The following is a 17,001-nucleotide window of genomic DNA, read 5'->3' on the forward strand; positions in this document are numbered from 1 at the left end:
CTCTCTTCGCTCGGTATGGGCGCACTTCGTCGGTGCACTCTCGATGGAACGTGGACTGGTGCTGAGCATGTCCGTTTATTTGTCACCGGGTCGTTCTGCAGGCTCCACCCCTGCACTCATGCAGCACTCCGACCGACCTATTCTAACTGCAATGTGCCCCCGTGCATCGCCAACGACGTTCGGCGTGAGTGTGATTGATCACCAAGAACTCAATGATCTTCTGTAGCAATGCGTTTCATTCTTGTCCGGTCGGTGCTACTGAGCAGTAACACTGGTGTACTCGCGAGTAGCGTTGTCGTAACGGCTAATTCGTCATTCGGCCACTCGCATTACTACCGGCGGGTACATTACCGGCGGGTACAACTCTGCTGAGCCCCCTCGAACGAGCCGATCGGTCGCTCGTCCGGCCCTCATCGGGCACTCTCGTCGTCGCCACGGGGCAGCCGCAGCGCGTTGACCCACAGTCTCGTTGCCGTCTCGAGCAGGCCCTCGTAGTCCGCCGCGGACCGACCGCCCGCGGCGTCGACGACGAAGTGGTTGAACGCGAGCCGACTGATCATCGACGAGAGGGCTCGGGAGGCGAGAAGAGGATCGAGTGCGGTATCGGCCAGGCCCCGGTTCTGCAGACTCTCGATGCTGCGGGCATTGCGTCTGACGAAGGCGTCGGCGCGCTCGCGGCGAAGCCGGCGAAATTCGGGGTCGATGTTCGAGACCTGCTCGAGCAGGGCCATCAGCTTCGCGTTGCGTTGGTACGCCTCGAAGTAGGCGCGGTTGCTCGCTGCGATCACGGCCACCGGATTTTCGTGGGGATCCACCCGTTCCGTACCGGGGTGCAGCATGTCGTCCCTGGCCTGTTCGAGCACCGCGGCCAGGATTTCTTCTTTGCTGGTGAAGTACGTGTAGAAGGTTCCGGCAGAGCACCGAGCGGCGCGAGTGATATCGATCAGCCGGGAGTCGAGGTATCCGCTCTCCTCGAATACGCGACGTGCGGCCGAGACGAGAGAGGATCGAGTTCGTAGCCCGCGTGGGGTGATCGGCAGCTCCCGATCGGGAAGCTCGCCATCGGACTCCGACGCAGCAGGCATTCAGTCTTTATACGTCATTGTGCGCACGGTTCCGTGCGAATCTCACAGCACTGGGTAACTCTGGTGTTCGTGCGTATTCGAGCGAGTGCCGGGGGAGTGGATCGGGGCTCTTCGCTGTGGTGCACACGGCCACCGAAACTCCGTCTTTGTGACCGGGCACTAGAACGCATTCTGTCTGCTCAGCACGCGGTGAACAACGGCTTTCGAGCGGCTAGTGTGGCCGGGGTGCGCAAGCACTGTCCCTGAAAATGGGACGGCCATTCGAGTATTTGTGGGGAAACTGTGACGGCTGCAGCGGCTACCGGTCGTGAACACGACGACGAGCTCAAGAGCAGGGTGCAACGCCTGCTGCGCTTCCTTCGCGAGATCGTCGAAGCGCGATCGAACCCAGTGCTGCGATTCGACGATCACGTGCAGGTCGAGTGGGTGCATTCCGGTGACGTGCCGATGCAGATCGATCCGCTGGCCAAGCAGGGTGGCGTTGTGCTCCGTGCGCCGCGCATCGCGGTCGACGAGCCGCCGGTGCCTCCCGAGCTGTTGTCGGGGTGGCTCGATCCTCAGATCGTCGCCGACAGCCGCTACCGCGAGCTGGAGCTGGCCGACGCGTCCTCGGTGACGTCCCGCCGTCGGGCGGAGGCGCAGGAATCCGACGCCGACTTCGATATCCGCAAGGCCTACGAGATCAAGAAGGCGTTCGAGGAGTACTCGCAGTCGTGGAAGGAATGGGCGCAGGAAGACCGCGAGCGGCGTCCCCAGGCTGCGATCTACCAGGCCCTGCAGTTGATGATGCAAGAGCTCGCGTCCCGGCCCGAGTCGATCGAACTGGTCGTGGCGTCGGGCTTGCTGACGTCGAGCAACGCTGATCAGCAGCGCAGTGTGCGCACCCACCTGATCACGCAGCAGGCCAACATCGAGCGGGACGTTCGCACCGGCGACCTGCTGGTACGGCTCGCAGCGAACACGACCCCTCGGCTCGAGGACGGGCAGCTGCTGACGGGCTCGAACGAATTCGACACTTCCGGATCGGTGGAGCTGGCGCAGCTGTTGCACGATTCGGTCACCTCACCCATCGGGGCCGGGGTGGAGCAATTCCTCCGAACCTGGGCCGAGCGAGTCCCGCGGCACGAGATCGAGGTTCTCGATCGGGTCGGACCGCCCGGAGCCCTCGCGTACATCGACGACGACCGAACGCTGACCGTCTCGCCTGCCCTCGTGCTCCGCACCCGTAACTCGTTTGCCTTGGTCGAGTACTACGAGCGGATGATCGCCGATCTCGAGTTCGCCGACTCCCCGGTACCGCTGGGTCTCGCGCAGCTGGTAGATGCCATCGAGCCGGCAGATCGGTTGGCGTGGCTCGAGCGCACCGGTGCAGGTGAGTCGTCGGTCCTGGCCGAGGATCCGCTGTTTCCGTTGCCGGCGAACGCGGAGCAGTCGCAGATCATCGAACGTCTCGGACGCGACAGCGGTGTCGTGGTCGAGGGGCCACCCGGTACGGGCAAGACCCACACCATCGCAAACCTGATGTCGGGGCTGTTGGCGCGAGGTCAGCGGGTTCTGGTCACTAGTGAAAAGTCACAAGCTTTGCGGGTGCTCCGTGACAAGCTGCCGCCGGAGCTGCAGGAGCTCTGTGTGTCCATCACCGACCTGTCTCGTGGTGGTTCGGACGAGCTCAACCGCAGCGTCGCGAAGATAGCCGAACGCAAGACCTCGTTCGACGAGGCCAGCGAGGTGCAGAAGATAGAGGCGCTGACGACGAAGCGCGCGGCGGCTCTCGCTCGGCGGGCCGAGCTGCTGGACCGTGTCAGCGCGCTCCGCGAGTCCGAAACTGTTGTGCACGAATATGTTTCGGATGGTTACGACGGCACGGTGTCCTCGATCGTGCGCAAGGTCAAGGCGGCCGAAAGCTCACACGAGTGGCTGCCGGGCCCACTGCTGGCCGACCGGCCACCATTCGACGGTGCCCAAATCGATCGCTTGCGCACGTTGATCGCTACCTCGAACGAGAGTCGTGAACTGCGCTCCCGCCAGGTGCTGCCGCGCCCGGAGACGATGCTGCCGAATTCGGCCGAGCTCGCGGCGCTCTGCCAGCGCGCCGGCGCGCAGATCGACGCGGTCTCGCCCCAGGCCGAGGCCCTCATCGCGCTGCTCGACGGCGTGCAGCCGGCGGTGTCCGCCGAAATCAGGCAACTGTGCGAAGAACTCGCCGCCCGAGTCCGAGCGGTGGTCGAACTCGACGGTTCCTATTCGCGCCTGACCGATTCGGTGCTGTCCGGTGAAGCCGCGCACCTGTGGTCTCGGGTCAGTGGACTGGACCTGATGGTCGAGACGGCTGCTGCGTCGGATCGGTACGTCGGTGCGCACGACGTGCAGTGTTCGTCGAGTTCGTCGGCGGCGCTGGCGGCAATGGATGCGCTCGCCGCAGCGCTGGAGTCGGGTGTCGAGTGGAAGCCGCGGTTCCGTCGCAGCGAGGAACAGAAAGCTGTCGAGGCTCTCGGCATCGTGGCCACGGTCGACGGGCAACCCGTGACGACGGCGATGGCCGCGCGTCTGGTGGCCGAACATCTTCGCGCGATGGACGCCGTGCAGACCGCAGCGGTCCTGCTGGCCGACCTTGCGGTCATCGTTCCGCTCGACGGAACACGTTCGATTCGCGTGAACGACCTGGCGCGGATCGCCGATCGGCTCGGTCTGGTGACGTCGGTGGTGTCCGCACGTGACGCCCTGGTGCACCGGCTATACGCCATTTCCCCTGCGGCACCGTGGATTCGGACCTTGGCCGAGGCTCGTGAGGTCGCAGGAGCCGCCGACGCCATCGCACAGCGGGCGGATATCGATGCCGCGCGTGCCGAGCTGGAGGCCCTGCAGTTCTCGGTCGCCACTCGCATCGATGCCGGGCCTTCGCCCGAGGGTTCGACCCTGGTGAGTGCGTTGAGCACCGCCGATCCGGTGGAATTGGCAGCTGCTGTTGCCGCGTATTCGCAGGCATGTGCCGAGCAAGAAGATCAACATCTGCTCGAGTCGATGTCTGCGGAACTGTCTGCGGTGGCACCCGCCCTGTTCGATCTGGTCGAGGACACCGCCGCGGACGTCGAGTGGGACGAGTTGAGTTGGCAGATGTCGAAGGCCTGGGCGTGGCGTCGTGCTCGCGAGTGGGTCGGCGAACAACACCATGGCGGTCTCGAACAGCAACTGGAAGCGGATCTGACCGCGGCCGATACCGATATCGCTTATCTCACTACCCGTCTCGCGGCCGCGAGTGCGTGGCGCAACAGTCTCGAACGGATGACCGCCGTCGAGGTCCGCGCGTTGCAGACCTACCGCGAGCATATCTCCAGCATCGGATCCGGGGCCGGCAAGTATGCCGAAACCTACCGCAGCGCAGCGCGATCGGCGATGCGTGAGGCGCAGAGCGCAGTGCCTGCCTGGGTCATGCCGCTCTCGCAGGTACTGGCGTCGATTCCGCCGGTGCCGGGTAGCTTCGACGTCGTCATCGTCGACGAGGCCAGTCAGGCCGACATCACCAGCCTGTTCCTGCTCTATCTCGCGCCCCGAGTGATCGTGGTGGGCGACGACCGTCAGTGCGCACCCGCCGATGTCATGCAAACCGGCACCCTCGAGGACGTGTTCGACCGATTGGACGTGTACCTGCCCGATCTGCCCGAACACGTACGGGCGACCTTGACACCGAGGTCGAGCCTGTTCTCCATGTTGCGCACCAGGTTCGGTCAGGTGGTGCGGTTACGCGAGCACTTCCGGTCGATGCCCGAGATCATCAATTGGTCCAGTCAGCAGTTCTACGGAGACTCACCGCTCGTTCCCGTTCGGCAGTTCGGGGCGGACCGGCTACCGCCGTTGCGGCACACGTACGTTCGCGGTGCGACGGTAACCGGAAAGAATGCGTCGCTTGTCAACCGCACCGAGGCCGTTGCGATCGCCCAACAGATCGCCGACTGCCTCGAGGACCGCTCTTACGACAATTTGACCTTCGGTGTCGTTGTGCTGCAGGGGCAGTCGCAGGTCGACGAGATTCGCAACGAGCTGATCAAGCGCATCGGCATCGAGCAGTGGGAACAACGTCGACTGCGCGTCGGTACGCCGCCGGACTTCCAGGGCGACGAACGTAACGTCGTGTTTCTGTCGATGGTGGTGGCACCCGACCAGAATTTCGCCACTCTCACCGCCAACCAGTACAAGCGGCGGTTCAACGTGGCGGCCTCGCGGGCACAGGATCAGCTGTGGCTCTTCCACTCGGTGACGGTCGACCGCCTCAAGCGAGCGGATCTGCGTAACTCGTTGCTAAGCTATGTCACCTCCGTGTCGCCGGCCCCGGCCGATCCGATGCCGGTGAACGTTTCACGTGAGGTCCGGACGGCTCCTTTCGAGACGCTTCTCGAACAGCAGCTGTGGAACGACCTCGTGGACCGTGGATTCCACGTCAATCCAGGTGTGCACGTGAACAACCGGCGTCTCGGCCTGGTGGTCACCGGAGAATCCTCGCGGCTGGCGGTGGAGTGCGACGGCGACACCTTCCTGTCCACCTCGGCGCAGCGGTTGGCCGATCTGCAGCGTGAGCAGGAACTCAAGCGCTGCGGCTGGACGTTCTGGCGCGTGCGCGAGTCGGAGTACTACCTCGACCGCGATGCAGCGTTGGAAAGTCTCTGGGCAACGTTGGCGCAACTGGGCATCAAGCCCAACAGTGTTGTGGTGGACGGTGTTACGTCTCCCGACGAGGCGTGGACGCCGGTGCCGCTCGAGTCCTCGCAGTTCGACGACTCCGGTGCCTTCGATACCTCGTCCACCGACGACTCCGCGGTGCCACACCGATCGGTGCTGTCCCTGTGGACCATGCCGCACGTCGACATCCCGACCGAGACCGACCCCGGAGCATCGACTCCGACGCTCACCAACGGCTCTCGAAGCGCCGATGGAACCGGAACGACCAATGGGTCCGGAACGACGAACGGGTCCGGAACGACGAACGGGTCCGGAAGCAACGGTGCTCACGGGACCAACGGATCCGCCGGTCCGGCTGCCACTCGTGGCTCTGCTCATCCGAACGGGTCTTCGACGCCGAGTCGGTCGCCGATGACCAACGGATCCTCGCAGTCGAAGCCCGAGAAGCCGACAACCGCCGAGGTCGAACATGCGGCCGACAACGAAGCGTCCTCACCGGTGGGGGCGGAGGAGGCGGCTGCGGCTCGCGACGACACCACCTCGAGCGTCGAGCCGCTCGAGCCCGGCGGCACCGTGCCGAAGCAACCGGAGGAGAGTCCGGTGAAGTCGGAGAAGCCCGATGTCGAAACGAGCGCCGGTCTCGAGGAATCGGACGACCAGACGATCGCCGAGCACGAACTTCCGCTCAACGGACTGCGTGGCTACACCACCCGGCGTCGACCGTAGCGCTCGCCGATGACAGACCGCCAGACTCAGCACCCCGATCGGTCGGCCTCACCCCACCGATCGCGCCGCCGCAGGATCGTCTTGCCGACCGTCGTGTTCGTGGTCTGCGCAGCGCTTTTCGCGCTACCGACGTGGACGATCGTGTTCGCGGGCCCGCAGTGGGTGTCGGCTGTACAGGTCGTCGGGATCTCGGTTGCGATCGTCGCCTTCCTCGCGCTGCCCGCGTCGATGTACCTGGGTCACCGACCGGGTCCGGAGGGGCCGAGCAAAGATGCCTGGGCTCGCGTCGCAGACGTGCTGCTCGGTTTGGTCTGGATCTCGTTCGTGTGGTCAGCGCTGTCTTTGCTGCTGCGGCTGGGCCTGTGGGTCGCCGGAGTCGACGACCCGATGCGGTCGCGGATCGTGTCGCTCTCGACAGTGGGAATCGTGGTGGTCCTTGCCCTGTGGGGTCACTACGAGGCGATGCGCACGCCGCGGGTCCGGCATACGACCGTGCGGATCGATCGGCTCGGCCCTCGATTCGACGGCCTGCGAGTAGTTCTGGTGACCGACACGCATTTCGGTCCGCTCGATCGGACGACGTGGTCGCACCGTTTGACCGACGCCGTCAATGCACTCGAGCCCGATGTGTTGGCTCATGTGGGAGACATTGCCGACGGTTCGGTCGACCGGCGCCGACAGCAGGCAGCACCGCTGGAATCCATGCTCGCAACATCGGCGCGCGTGTACGTCACCGGCAATCACGAGTACTTCGGTGAGGCACAGGAGTGGCTCGATCACATGGAGAGCATCGGGTGGAACTCGCTGCACAATCGGCACGTGGTGCTCCATCGCGGCGACGACGCATTGATCATCGCCGGCGTCGACGACGCCACGGCCCGGGGTTCCGGTGCGCCGGGCCACGGTGCCGACCTCCCTCGGGCACTCGCAGGTACCGATCCTTCGATGCCGGTGTTGTTGCTGGCTCATCAGCCGAAACAGGTCGGCGACGCCGTCCGAGCGGGTGTCGATCTGCAGGTGTCCGGCCATACGCACGGCGGCCAGATCTGGCCGTTCTCGGCATTGGTCCGCCTCGACCAGCCGGTGGTACACGGACTGAGCCGTCATGGCGAACGAACTCAGCTCTACACCAGTCGCGGATCGGGATTCTGGGGTCCGCCGTTCCGAGTGTTCGCGCCGAGTGAGATCTCCGTCCTGACCTTGGTCGCCGGCTGAAGCAGCGATACCTGGCAGTATCGGTGGAGTGAAGAGAGCCCAAGACGTCGTCGTGGTCGCAACCGATCTCGACGGCACGTTGTTGCGTTCGGACCGAACGATTTCGGCGCGCACGGCCGATGCGATGGCCGGTGCCGACGCCGTCGGAATCAGGGTCGTGTGGGCGAGCGCACGGGCGCGTCATTCCATCGACCAACTCGCTGCGTCCTGCGGATTTCGAGGGACGGCGATCGGTGCCAACGGTGCCGTGGTTCTCGACCTGGCCGACGGCACCCCGAAGATCGTCGGCACCAGATCGGTACCTACCGAGACGGTCACGTCGGTCAAGTCGGCCGTGCGGTCTCTGGTGCCCGGCGTGGCATTCGCAACCGTCGGTGCCACTCGATTCGTGGCAGAGGCCAGGTATGCCGAACTGTGCGTGTTCGCCGACCATCATCGGCACCCACACGAGATGGAACTCTCCGATCACGGTCTGTCGGTAGATATCGAGCCGACGGTCAAAATTGTTGCTCGGCACAGAGATACGAGCAGTGAGGCCCTGTACGAACTGGTTGCCGCGGCCGGCCTGGACGGGGTGGAGTTGACGCACTCCGGTGCGCCGTACATCGAGATGTCGGCTGCGGGGGTCTCGAAGGCGAGCGCGCTGCAAGAGCTGTGTGAGCAATGGGGAGTATCGACGAATTCGGTTGCAGCAGTAGGAGATGCGCGCAACGACTTGCCGATGCTCGCATGGGCGGGCACGGCGTTGTGCCCGTCGAATGCCGCGGCTCCGGTGCTCGCCGTCGCACATCGTGTCCTGGAATCCAACGACGACGACGCGGTCGCACGATACCTGGAAGAACTCACCGCACTCCGCGCCGAACTGTAACGTCCGGTCTGCTCGTTTCGACGCTGTGTGAAAGGCTGGCCTCATCATCGGCAGAAGGACACCATGAGCTATCCAGGTTCGGGGGACCCCTCGCAGCGCGCTTACGGGCAGTACGGCCAGCAGCCGGATCCGTCCGATCGCGTGATTCCGCCGCCGGGGTATTCCCCGGACACTGCAGAGCCCGGGCCTGCCGATTTCCCGTCCCCGTCCGGTCGTCCCCTTCACCCGCCGCGTGCCGCAGCCCAGCCCGGTGCCGCAGCCCAGCCCAATGTCACGGCCCAGCCCCACGCGTCAGCGCACTCCAAAGCCCCAGCGCAGTCGGGAGGGTTCGGCGAAGTTCCCTTCCCTCCGGTGTTCACGGGTGGCCCGCCGCAGCCGCCGCGTCATGAACACGGTGGACTGTGGATAGTCGTTGTCGTTCTGGTGGCCGTCGCACTGATTCTCGGTGGCGTGTTCGCGTGGTTGACGCTGCGCGACGATGCCGGTCCAGCCTCGGCGAGCGCTGTGCCGCCGTCGATGGAAATCGACGGCAGCGCTTCGGGTGCAGTGCCGGGCTCCTCGTCGACGGGTGGACAGGAACCGGGCGTGACGACTCTGCCTGCGGGTGCACAGACCTGCCCGGCCACCGTTTCGTCGACCGGCGGCCTTCGAGGTTCGGCCGTGGGTTCGGCGGCCACGTCGTGCCCGTTCGCCGAGGAAGTGCGGTTGGCCTACACGCGTGGCGGCTCGGATCGCAATTCGAGAACGGTGGTGGCCAGTAGTCCGGTGACGGGCAAGCGGTACGAGATGAACTGCGTGTCGTCCGCGCAGTTGGTCACGTGCACCGGTGGCGAGAACGCTGTTGTCTACCTCTTCTAGGTCGGTGCATCGCGTCACCGGAAGCTCGTACGCGATCGCGCTGTCGCTTGCACTCCTCATCTCCGGCTGCACCATTGCCACAGATGACGGCCCTGCTACGGATACGTCGAGTGTCTCCGAGTCGACGTCCCTGCCGATGCCCCGGTCGTCCGAACCGACGTCGGAACCGGGTGTGTGGAGCACCGCGGCTCCGGTCGAAACGCTGTCTGTCGTCGACCTGGCGGCCGAGTTCGGCGTACTCGAAGCCGCGGCAGGTGGCCCCATCGGCGTCGCTCTGGTTCCGGTCGGCGGCGGTCCGCCCATCGTGCTCGGAACATGGACCTCCGGTGTCGCCTGGTCGACCGTCAAAGTACCGATGGCCGTGGCCGCCCTACGCAATGGTGGTGACGCGGTGCTGGCCGACGCCGCAGCCGCGATCGAACGCTCCGACAACGCGGCGGCCGACGCACTGTGGGTCTCGCTGGGTGATTCCGCTGCGGCGGGTTCCGCAGTCGAGGCGGTTCTGCGGCAGGGCGGTGACTCTGTCACGACGATTCAGAGGGAGCGGGTCCGTCCCGAATTCAGCGCGTTCGGGCAGACCGAATGGTCGACGCAGAACCAGGCGACATTCGCGGCCGGGTTGTCGTGTATCCCGGACGCGCAACCCGTGGTCGAGATGATGAACAATGTTGTGCCGGAACAGCAATGGGGCTTGGGGCAGCTGTCCGATGCTGCGTTCAAAGGGGGCTGGGGACCGCGAGTGGACGGTGGCTACGTCGTGCGGCAGGTCGGCATCGTCACCACGGTTGCGGGACGTGTGGGTGTAGCGATTGCGGCGCAACCGGATTCGGGTTCGTTCACCGACGGAACCGCCATGCTCGACGCGGTCGGTGGCTGGCTCGAGTCGCGCAGTGATCGGCTTCCCGCGGGGCACTGCCTCTAGCGATTGTCGGGGCACGGATCGGCGCAGGTAGCCTCTGGCGTGCCCGTGATTCGTCCGCCATCGAAAGGCCCATGCTGTGAACGACGCCCAGTCGCCGGAGCCGCCCGAACCCACCACGATTGCCGAATACTTGAACGCGCACGCCATACGGGTGTCACCGCTCGACCATGCCGCGGCTACAGAGCTGGGTATCACCGTGCCGATGCCGGCAGGCTGGCAGACGCTCGATCCAGCGCAGTTTCCCGGGGCTACCCAGGTGATCGTGGAACCGAATCTCGTGGAGAACGGATTCGCGCCGAATGCAGTACTGCTCGTCGGTGCCCTCTCGCGCACGATCGATCCGGAAGCGTTGATGGCGTTGGGTTTCGGAGACGGCCGCGCGATGCCCGGTTGGGTGGAGAGTGAGACGAGTACGGCGTCGTGGCTCGGTTGGCCGTCGCGATTCATTCGGGGTTCCTACGTCGCGCAACAGCTCGAAGCAGCGGTGACGACTCGGTACGTGTTGGTGGGCGTCGATACCCAGTACTTGGTGCAATTGACGGTCACGACGTTGGCATCCCAGCTCGACGCGTTGGCCTTCGATGTCGCAGCGATCAACGACGGCTTGACGGCCGACGAACAGTAACGGCGGACCCATCGATCCTATTTATGGCAGCAGACGGTAATTGCGATTGTCCGACGGTGAACTCTGCGCTTGGCTGGTGAGGTACCAATCGAGCGAAGGGTGATGCGTAATGCGAGTACTGCTGATAGGTGGAGCGTCGGGAATCGGGCGGGCCGTTGCTGCCGAGATCGTCGACGGGGGAGGCGAGGTGATCCTGGCCGGTCGACGTCCGGAAGCGCTGAACGACGCAGCCACGACACTGGGCACCAGTGCGAGTTCGGTGATCGTCGACCTGACCGACGAGGCGTCCATCGCCGCAGCGGCGGCAGAGGTCGGGTCGGTCGATCACGTGGTGAGTCTCGCGGCCGATCACGCGAACGGTCCGGTCGCGGACCTCGATGTCGCCGACATCCGAAAAGCGTTCGACGCGAAAGTGATCGGGCCCCTATTGCTGGCCAAACATTTCGAACCGAGTATTGCGGAGGGTGGCTCGCTGCTGTTCTTCTCGGGGGTGGCCGCGTGGAAGCCGGCTCCGGGGCTTTCGGTGATGGCGACGACCAACGGGGCCGTGGCGTTTCTCGTGGAGGCGCTCGCCGTCGAATTGGCTCCGGTTCGGGTCAACGCGGTGTCTCCGGGCATCGTCGATTCCGGCGCGTGGGACTCGATGGGAGCCGGGAAGGATGCGTTCTTCGCGGAGACGGCGCGAGCCAATCCTGCGGGGCGGGTCGGCAAGCCGGACGACGTGGCGGCCGCGGTGCTCTTTGCACTGACCAACACCTTCGTCACCGGTACCACGGTGCACGTCGACGGCGGAGGACGGTTCGGATGAGGCGAGTGACGTTCGGGCTGCTGTTGCTCTTGTTCACGGCGGCGTGTGGTTCCACTGCGCCGGCTGTAATGCCGCCGGCTGAGACGGTGCCGGCCGATAGCTCGGTGGTCGACCGGTCGAGCGATCTGATCCAGCCGGGGGCGGTTCATCTGGGTGACGCACCGGTCACCGATCGGACGCGTCACCTGGTGTCGATCGCCCAGAATCTGTACACGTTCTGGGACACGGGCGAACGGGTGTACCTCGATCGCGCGGTGGACGATTCGTTCGTCGACCGCACTCTGCCGACGGGTCGGCCACAGGGTCCGAGCGGGCCGCTTGTCGCCTCAGCGGGCTTTCGTACCGCAATTCCGGACCTGTCCTGTGAGCTGGCCGACCTGTACATCACCGGGGATACGTTCACGGCAAGGCTGATCTTTCGGGGACATTTCACCGGGGCATACGGGTCGACGGCCGGTAGCGGTCAGACGGTCGAGTTCGGCGCCATCGACATCCAGCACATGGGGGAGGAGCGCATCGTCGAGGACTGGCACCTGGAAGACAACCTGACGTTCATGCAGCAAGCAGGTCTGGTGGGGTCGAGCTGATGCATGTCATCGCGGTCGGCCGGCTGGAATGCCGCGGCGGAGCAGGTCGGCGACGAACCGCTGAACCAAGGCGTCACTCGGCGATCCGACCATGGCGACCACGGTGCGACGTAGCTTCGGTTCCAGGGGCTTGACGACGCCGTCGAATCGAGGGGGGAGTGCCGATGTCGGCACCAGAGCGATCCCCAGGCCGGCGCGGGCCAATTGTGCTGCGGTGGTGGCGTTTCGAGTACGAGTGCTGACGGTCGGGACGATATCGTGCGCCGCAGCCTCGGCATCGATCCACGCTCCGAGTCCATTCGACGGGTGATAGTGGACCATCGGTCTACCGCGGAGGTGTTTCCATGCAATGCTCTGCTCGTCGGTGAGGTCGAGGCCTTCGGGTATCACGGCGACGATGTCCTCGGTGCCGATCTCGGTGACCTGCCCGGTGAATCGATCCGACGCTGGGCCGACGGCAAGGTCGGATGCTCCGCCGGTCACGGAGTCGGCCATGGCATCGGCGCTGCTGTGTTCGGAAAGCTCCACGTCGACGGCGTGGTACTTGCGGGCCCACGTACGCACGATCGGAGCGACGACGGGGACTGTCATCGTTTCCACACAGGCCAGCCGGAGTCGTCCGCGAGAACCGTCGGCCCGGGCTCGTCCGGTGCGGATCAATCGATCAGCCGCTGCCAGTGCGGCTTCGGCGTCGGCGAGTATTGCCAAGCCGGTCGGGGTGGGACGAACACCGCGAGGCAGCCGCTCGAGCAGGGATGTGCCGATCTCGGTCTCCAAGGCGGCCAGCTGATGCGACAGGGCGGGTTGCGAGAGGTGCAGCCGCACCGACGCGGCGGTCACGGAACCGCATTCGACGACGGTGACGAAGCATTCGAGGGCACGCAAGGTCGGCACAGTCCGAGCGTAAGTGCAAGGGTGTGCGCGTTGCCCGGGGCCGGAGCACCTGACGAGGTCCGACGCCTGTGTCCGACGCATCGATCCGGCTAAGGTCGACCGCATGTCGATCAGAACCGGCCGCGTCCGGCACTTGTCGGTGGTCCCGGATCTGCCCGATCCCCTGGGGCTGCCGGACGGCGGTTCGGCACAGGTTACGGGGCGAGGCCTGGTCAGGCTGGTCCTCGGAGTGACCATCGATCACACGCAGCCGCAGATTTGGCGACGGGTGCGAGTGCGCTCGGACTTGCTGCTGTCCGAACTGCACTCGGTGTTGCAGTGCGTGCTGGGTTGGGAAGACCGCCACATGCACGCGTTCAGCATCGGAACTGTCGGTGCGATGCGTCGCTTCGAGATGGCCGAGACGCTGGATCACGAACCGGACGACGAGGCAACGAGCGAGGAGCGGGTTCGGCTCGACGAGGTGCTCTCGGTGCGCGGGTCCGTGCTGATCTACGAGTACGACTTCGGTGACGGATGGACGCACAGCATCGTGCTGGAGCAGATCGATCCCGACATCGACGACCTGCGATCCATCTGCCTCGATGGAGCTCGCGCGTGCCCACCCGAGGATTGCGGCGGGCCGTCGAGTTATGCGCAGGACCTCGAGATCGCATCCGATCCGACCGATCGCGAATTCCCCCTCCTGCTCACGAGGTGGGGTGCGACCTTCGATCCGAACCGGTTCGACGTCGATGCCGTCAACAAGAAGTTGCGCGCGCTCGACACGGGACGGTCGGTACTCGCCGAAGCGGTGGCGACGGCACCCGCTATCGGCAGACTCTTCGATCGCGTGCGTCCCGGGGAAGTGCCGTTGTTGATGGCGCTGTTACCCCGATGCGAACTCACCATCGAGAGTTCGGTGGATCTGCCGGTGGCCGAGGTCGCGATGGCCAAGTTGGTGTGGTTCCTCGGCCGGATCGGCGACGCCGGAGTGGTCCTGACCGATGCCGGCTATCTCAAGCCCGCCCTCATCGCGGCGATCCGCGAAGAGCTCGATTGGGGTCTGGGATGGGTAGGAACGAGCAACCGCGAGATCGACCACCATCAGGTCACCGACCTTCGCGAAGCCGTGCGGCTGCTCGGATTGACGAGGGTATCCAAGGGCCGGCTGATGCTCACGAAGCTCGGGGCCGGTTTGGTCGACGACCCGGTAGGGATGTGGCGACACGCAGCCTCGCGACTCCCTTTCGGTAGGGAGACGTACGAGACCGACGCCGCCACGCTCTTCCTGATCTCGCTCGCCGCATCTGCGTCCTCCACGCACCGAAACGAAATGCTCATCGAGACCGTGGCCGAGCTCGGTTGGGCGAGTGAGGATTCCGGTGTGTTCGACGCGCAATTCGCGGCGCAGGCCACCGTGAGCTTCCTCGACCTCATCGGCGCTCACGGTCCGCAGTTCTACTTCCGGCAGGGTGTATCGGACTCGCCGAGCTGGTCGCGGAGATTCGCCCGAGACGCCTTGCTGACCTGATCCAGTGGGCGTCCACCGGGGTTGATCTTGCTGCGGACGTTCCTGACCTGCCGATTTGCGTTGGTGGGGTTGGTGGCGTAACTTTTGTCGAGTCAGAGCGACGGACACCGACCCGGTCTTCACGGACAGGGATACGAGGTTGGACGTGTGGCCTGGCAGGNGGTGGGGTTGGTGGCGTAACTTTTGTCGAGTCAGAGCGACGGACACCGACCCGGTCTTCACGGACAGGGATACGAGGTTGGACGTGTGGCCTGGCAGGTTGTATCCCCCAAGAGTCGGGCCTTGTGTCCGAGACCAAGCTGGGATAGGCTGGAACAGTTGCCCTGGAGGCCTACGAACTACGTGTTCGTGGGTCGAGAGTGTGTGCGTGTTCTTTGAGAACTCAACAGTGTGTCGATGAATGTCAGTGCCGAAATTTTGTTTTGGTGAAAGCATTCGATGTATCAGCTGCCCGCTTGTGGTGGTTGTTGTCGGGTGTTGTTTTGAAAATGCTAGTTGAGTTTTTTTGCTAGTGATTTGACTTGATGTCTTTGACTGATTCGCAATGTCTTGCCTCTTTTCTGGGGTGGGTGTTGTTGTTTCGCAGGTCTTTTACGGAGAGTTTGATCCTGGCTCAGGACGAACGCTGGCGGCGTGCTTAACACATGCAAGTCGAGCGGTAAGGCCTTTCGGGGTACACGAGCGGCGAACGGGTGAGTAACACGTGGGTGATCTGCCCTGCACTCTGGGATAAGCTTGGGAAACTGGGTCTAATACCGGATATGACTACAGCATGCATGTGTTGTGGTGGAAAGATTTATCGGTGCAGGATGGGCCCGCGGCCTATCAGCTTGTTGGTGGGGTAATGGCCTACCAAGGCGACGACGGGTAGCCGACCTGAGAGGGTGACCGGCCACACTGGGACTGAGACACGGCCCAGACTCCTACGGGAGGCAGCAGTGGGGAATATTGCACAATGGGCGGAAGCCTGATGCAGCGACGCCGCGTGAGGGATGAAGGCCTTCGGGTTGTAAACCTCTTTCAGCAGGGACGAAGCGTGAGTGACGGTACCTGCAGAAGAAGCACCGGCTAACTACGTGCCAGCAGCCGCGGTAATACGTAGGGTGCGAGCGTTGTCCGGAATTACTGGGCGTAAAGAGTTCGTAGGCGGTTTGTCGCGTCGTTTGTGAAAACCCGGGGCTCAACTTCGGGCTTGCAGGCGATACGGGCAGACTTGAGTGTTTCAGGGGAGACTGGAATTCCTGGTGTAGCGGTGAAATGCGCAGATATCAGGAGGAACACCGGTGGCGAAGGCGGGTCTCTGGGAAACAACTGACGCTGAGGAACGAAAGCGTGGGTAGCAAACAGGATTAGATACCCTGGTAGTCCACGCCGTAAACGGTGGGCGCTAGGTGTGGGTTCCTTCCACGGGATCTGTGCCGTAGCTAACGCATTAAGCGCCCCGCCTGGGGAGTACGGCCGCAAGGCTAAAACTCAAAGGAATTGACGGGGGCCCGCACAAGCGGCGGAGCATGTGGATTAATTCGATGCAACGCGAAGAACCTTACCTGGGTTTGACATACACCGGAAAACCGTAGAGATACGGTCCCCCTTGTGGTCGGTGTACAGGTGGTGCATGGCTGTCGTCAGCTCGTGTCGTGAGATGTTGGGTTAAGTCCCGCAACGAGCGCAACCCTTGTCTTATGTTGCCAGCACGTAATGGTGGGGACTCGTAAGAGACTGCCGGGGTCAACTCGGAGGAAGGTGGGGACGACGTCAAGTCATCATGCCCCTTATGTCCAGGGCTTCACACATGCTACAATGGCCAGTACAGAGGGCTGCGAGACCGTGAGGTGGAGCGAATCCCTTAAAGCTGGTCTCAGTTCGGATCGGGGTCTGCAACTCGACCCCGTGAAGTCGGAGTCGCTAGTAATCGCAGATCAGCAACGCTGCGGTGAATACGTTCCCGGGCCTTGTACACACCGCCCGTCACGTCATGAAAGTCGGTAACACCCGAAGCCGGTGGCCTAACCCCTTGTGGGAGGGAGCCGTCGAAGGTGGGATCGGCGATTGGGACGAAGTCGTAACAAGGTAGCCGTACCGGAAGGTGCGGCTGGATCACCTCCTTTCTAAGGAGCCTCTTCGCTYGGATGCACTGCTGAACAGTCAGCAGACGATCCAGCGACAGAAACCGTTTCGGATGCATACGTCATCCGGCGGTGCTCACGGGTGGAACACTGACAACCA

Annotated in this window: 11 protein-coding genes and 1 rRNA gene; 10 read left to right on the plus strand and 2 right to left on the minus strand. The window is 64.1% G+C overall.

Annotated elements, in window-relative coordinates:
• Positions 1–410: 410 nt before the first annotated feature.
• Positions 411–1,085 (minus strand): TetR/AcrR family transcriptional regulator, encoded by a 675-nt coding sequence (locus ASG84_RS02715; protein WP_057475449.1) that lies wholly within the window; start codon positions 1,083–1,085, stop codon positions 411–413.
• A gap of 282 nt (positions 1,086–1,367) precedes the next feature.
• On the opposite strand from ASG84_RS02715, the gene ASG84_RS02720 reads away from it, so the two are divergent.
• The 8 genes from ASG84_RS02720 (at position 1,368) to ASG84_RS02755 (ending at position 12,368) form a co-directional block, all read left to right on the plus strand.
• A complete protein-coding gene (locus ASG84_RS02720; RefSeq protein WP_057475450.1) occupies positions 1,368–6,485 on the plus strand; it encodes an AAA domain-containing protein in 5,118 nt (1,705 codons plus the stop codon).
• Between the two features lie 9 nt (positions 6,486–6,494).
• Entirely contained in the window at positions 6,495–7,700 is a 1,206-nt protein-coding gene (locus ASG84_RS02725; protein WP_057475451.1) for a metallophosphoesterase, read from the plus strand.
• 28 nt (positions 7,701–7,728) lie between these two features.
• Positions 7,729–8,568, plus strand: a complete 840-nt coding sequence (locus tag ASG84_RS02730; RefSeq protein ID WP_082520736.1) for an HAD-IIB family hydrolase — start codon at positions 7,729–7,731, stop codon at positions 8,566–8,568.
• Between the two features lie 63 nt (positions 8,569–8,631).
• A complete protein-coding gene (locus tag ASG84_RS27335; protein ID WP_156399348.1) occupies positions 8,632–9,426 on the plus strand; it encodes a hypothetical protein in 795 nt (264 codons plus the stop codon).
• Between the two features lie 4 nt (positions 9,427–9,430).
• Entirely contained in the window at positions 9,431–10,348 is a 918-nt protein-coding gene (locus tag ASG84_RS02740; protein ID WP_057475454.1) for a hypothetical protein, read from the plus strand.
• 76 nt (positions 10,349–10,424) lie between these two features.
• The gene (locus tag ASG84_RS02745; protein WP_057475455.1) at positions 10,425–10,973 is read left to right on the plus strand and encodes an LpqN/LpqT family lipoprotein; all 549 of its coding nucleotides are present in this window, start codon (positions 10,425–10,427) and stop codon (positions 10,971–10,973) included.
• 109 nt (positions 10,974–11,082) lie between these two features.
• Positions 11,083–11,781 carry an SDR family oxidoreductase gene (locus ASG84_RS02750; RefSeq protein ID WP_057475456.1) on the plus strand — a complete coding sequence of 233 codons (699 nt, stop codon included), beginning with the start codon at positions 11,083–11,085 and terminating at the stop codon, positions 11,779–11,781.
• Positions 11,778–12,368: an ester cyclase gene (locus ASG84_RS02755; protein ID WP_235581495.1), complete on the plus strand. Its 591-nt coding sequence runs from the start codon at positions 11,778–11,780 to the stop codon at positions 12,366–12,368. Before ASG84_RS02750 ends, ASG84_RS02755 begins: the two co-directional genes overlap by 4 nt.
• Positions 12,369–12,374: 6 nt before the next feature.
• Here ASG84_RS02755 and ASG84_RS02760 read toward each other — a convergent pair whose 3' ends face one another.
• Positions 12,375–13,262 carry a LysR family transcriptional regulator gene (locus ASG84_RS02760; RefSeq protein ID WP_057475457.1) on the minus strand — a complete coding sequence of 296 codons (888 nt, stop codon included), beginning with the start codon at positions 13,260–13,262 and terminating at the stop codon, positions 12,375–12,377.
• A gap of 103 nt (positions 13,263–13,365) precedes the next feature.
• Here ASG84_RS02760 and ASG84_RS02765 point away from each other — a divergent pair, with 103 nt between their 5' ends.
• Positions 13,366–14,775 (plus strand): plasmid pRiA4b ORF-3 family protein, encoded by a 1,410-nt coding sequence (locus tag ASG84_RS02765; protein WP_057475458.1) that lies wholly within the window; start codon positions 13,366–13,368, stop codon positions 14,773–14,775.
• A 590-nt stretch (positions 14,776–15,365) separates the two neighbouring features.
• A 16S ribosomal RNA gene (locus tag ASG84_RS02770) occupies positions 15,366–16,883 on the plus strand.
• The last annotated feature ends 118 nt before the right edge of the window (positions 16,884–17,001 follow it).

The sequence above is a fragment of the Rhodococcus sp. Leaf278 genome (assembly GCF_001426085.1).
Classification (GTDB): domain Bacteria; phylum Actinomycetota; class Actinomycetes; order Mycobacteriales; family Mycobacteriaceae; genus Rhodococcoides.